Here is a 3,157-nt window from a genome sequence, read left to right on the forward strand (position 1 = left end):
TAATTCCCCCTTAGTTCAGTTGGTAGAACGGCGGACTGTTAATCCGTATGTCGCAGGTTCGAGTCCCGCAGGGGGAGCCATATTCAAGAAGCCAAGTCGAAAGACTTGGCTTTTTTCGTTTTAAAATGCGACTTGCTTGTTCCAAGTAATGTCTCAGAGCTAGCCGCCCGCGTTGAGTTCCGCTGGGGGAGCCATTTTAGAAAAAGCCTCATCACATGATGAGGCTTTTTCGTATCTAACGCTCCTGCTTTGTGCCAAAGCAATGTCTCAGCCGAATCGTCGGACCGTCCTAGCCGGCCGCGTCGAATCCCGCAGGGGGAGCCACATTCAAGAAGCCAAAACTAGGCGTCCCCGCAGAAAGACTTGGCTGTTTCGTTTTAAGATCCGACTTATTTGTATCAAATGTACACCCCAGTCGAAGCACCGAATCATCCTAGTCTGAGCTTTTTAAAATATTCCTTTTTGATACGAGCTATCAGCCAAGTCATATCTTAGATTCCACGTAAAGATTCCTCCTTTCAAACAGAAACCTATACGACACATCAATACAACTGCTCTTTCACAATACTGACAAGTTTTATTTCTGCTCACAAAACAAGCAATCACTTACATTTACCACACAAAACGACACACTGTTACTTTTTTTGCGTCGTAAATTTAATCTCTATCATACTTTCGTATTTTTCCGATATCTGCCCTACACCACTTAGATTACTATCCGATTAAACAGCTCGATTATTTTTACGCTGTGTGAGGAAACATGAAATTAAAAACGCAAGCTTACATCTTATCTGCAATTATTCTGGTTGCCCTGTTAGCACTAACAGCCACCGGCCTTTGGACATTGAGAGTCGCCAGTAACATCGACAACAAGGCTCGTGTTACTGAGCTATTCAAGAGCGCCTACAGCATTCTCACAGAAGTAGAGAAAATGGCGATTGATGGCACCCTAGAAGAAGAGCAAGCGAAACAACTTGCAACACGCCTACTGCGTAACAACATATATAAAGATAACGAGTATGTGTACGTTGCCGATGAGAATATGACCTTTGTGGCGACCCCACTTGATCCTCAATTGCATGGAACCAGCTTTAATGACTTTAAAGATGGTGATGGCAATAGCGTTGGTCAACTTATTCAAAGAGTTCTTGGTAATCGTACCGGGCAGATCGTTGAATACACTTGGACTCAAAAACTGCCAGATGGAACTATCGAAGAGAAACTGTCTATCGCGGAGAAAACACCGCACTGGGGTTGGGTTGTTGGTACAGGGATTGGCTTCAACGAAGTGAACGCACGTTTTTGGTCGACCGCTCAATGGCAACTGTTCCTTTGTCTAGTGATCGCTGGTGTTATCCTTTCAAGCCTAATCTTCTCGATCAAACGTATGCTTGCACTCCTTGGTGGAGAGCCTAAGGACGTAAGAGAAGCGGTTCAAGCTGTAGCTCAAGGCAAAATTCAAACATCGTTTGAGACTAAGCCAGAAAACGGCAGTATTTACCACGCGGTGCAACAGATGAGTAAATCACTAGCTGAACTGGTCTCTAACCTAAACGCATCCATGCTTGCACTACGAGGCGAGCTACAGCGCGTAGAAGACCGTGCAGGCTCGATAGCTCAGCTCACAGAGACTCAACAACAATCAACTGAGATGATTGCGACAGCAATGACTGAGATGGCGTCGTCCGCAAACAATGTTGCTGACTCAGCAGGTGATACCGCGCGTAACACAGATGAAGCAGATAAACAGAGCCAACACACTCAACGCTTGATCCACAACACGGTAGACAACATCCAAGGTTTAGCTGGACAGCTGAACACGGCGAGTGAAGCGGTCGCTAATCTAGATAACGATGTGAATAACATTGTTAAAGTACTAGACGTAATCGGTGACATCGCAGAGCAAACTAATCTACTCGCCCTCAATGCCGCGATAGAAGCCGCACGTGCTGGTGAACAAGGCCGAGGGTTTGCAGTGGTCGCTGACGAAGTTCGTAACCTAGCAGGCCGAACGCAAGACAGCACCAAAGAGATCCAGTTGATGATTAACAACCTTCAAGAAGGCTCTCGCAATGCTATCCAGACAATGGAAGTCTGTGCTGAAACAAGTCAAAGCACAGTCACAGAGTCTCAGAACGCATCAGAAGCCTTACAACAGATTGTGATTGCACTTGAGTCTATCTCTTCAATGAGTCATCAAATTGCGACAGCTGCAGCCGAGCAGACTCAAGTGAGCGACGACATATCTAAACGCATCAATATGATCGAAGAGAGTGGCAATCAATTAAGTGGCGTGGTGACTGAAAGTCATAACAGCACTCAAACTCTAGCCTCACTTTCTAATGAACTTGAAGCCTGGGTTAACCGTTTTGAAGTAAAACACTAACTCACCATTCATTTGACTGACTAAAAAAGCACGTTTTCATACGTGCTTTTTTTTATTTAACCACTTTTTGCGAGAGTTTAGACTCATACTGCATCTGGTTTAGCGCATGCTAGGCCTAGGTTTTTCGCACAAAATGGATAAAAACACCCCACTAAGTATAGAAAAACATCAAACAATACTTTTTTTGCAATTTAGTGTTGACCCAGAACCGGAAAACACGTTTAATACACCTCGTCGCCCGGATAGCTCAGTCGGTAGAGCAGAGGATTGAAAATCCTCGTGTCGGTGGTTCGATTCCGCCTCCGGGCACCACAATTTATTTGTTGGTGTCTAGAAGACAACAGCAGTAAAGCACAAAGAAATTATCAGTGCCGACTTAGCTCAGTAGGTAGAGCAACTGACTTGTAATCAGTAGGTCACCAGTTCGATTCCGGTAGTCGGCACCATTTTTTTAAATCGATAGGTATATCTGCATAACAAATTCCCCCTTAGTTCAGTTGGTAGAACGGCGGACTGTTAATCCGTATGTCGCAGGTTCGAGTCCCGCAGGGGGAGCCCTTTAAAGCTTTAAGAATAATTCCCCCTTAGTTCAGTTGGTAGAACGGCGGACTGTTAATCCGTATGTCGCAGGTTCGAGTCCCGCAGGGGGAGCCACTTTCAAGAAACCAACTTGACACGATGAGGCTTTTTCGTATGTATGTCGCAGGTTCGAGTCCCGCAGGGGGAGCCACTTTCAAGAAACCAACTTGACACGATGAGGCTTTTTCGTAT

General features: G+C 45.4%; 1 protein-coding gene and 5 tRNA genes. All 6 read left to right on the forward strand.

Annotated elements, in window-relative coordinates; genetic code table 11:
- Positions 1-4: 4 nt before the first annotated feature.
- The 6 genes from VFDL14_RS11650 to VFDL14_RS11625 all read left to right on the forward strand — a co-directional run bounded on the left by VFDL14_RS11650 (position 5) and on the right by VFDL14_RS11625 (position 3,040).
- Positions 5-80: transfer RNA gene (locus VFDL14_RS11650), tRNA-Asn, on the forward strand.
- 680 nt (positions 81-760) lie between these two features.
- Positions 761-2,386: a methyl-accepting chemotaxis protein gene (locus VFDL14_RS11645; protein ID WP_032551261.1), complete on the forward strand. Its 1,626-nt coding sequence runs from the start codon at positions 761-763 to the stop codon at positions 2,384-2,386.
- Positions 2,387-2,622: 236 nt separating this feature from the next.
- Positions 2,623-2,698, forward strand: a tRNA-Phe gene (locus VFDL14_RS11640).
- Positions 2,699-2,756: 58 nt separating this feature from the next.
- Positions 2,757-2,832, forward strand: a tRNA-Thr gene (locus tag VFDL14_RS11635).
- 36 nt (positions 2,833-2,868) lie between these two features.
- Positions 2,869-2,941: transfer RNA gene (locus VFDL14_RS11630), tRNA-Asn, on the forward strand.
- A 23-nt stretch (positions 2,942-2,964) separates the two neighbouring features.
- Positions 2,965-3,040: transfer RNA gene (locus VFDL14_RS11625), tRNA-Asn, on the forward strand.
- The last annotated feature ends 117 nt before the right edge of the window (positions 3,041-3,157 follow it).

This window comes from Vibrio fortis, assembly GCF_000695685.1.
Taxonomy (GTDB): Bacteria; Pseudomonadota; Gammaproteobacteria; order Enterobacterales; family Vibrionaceae; genus Vibrio; species Vibrio fortis_A.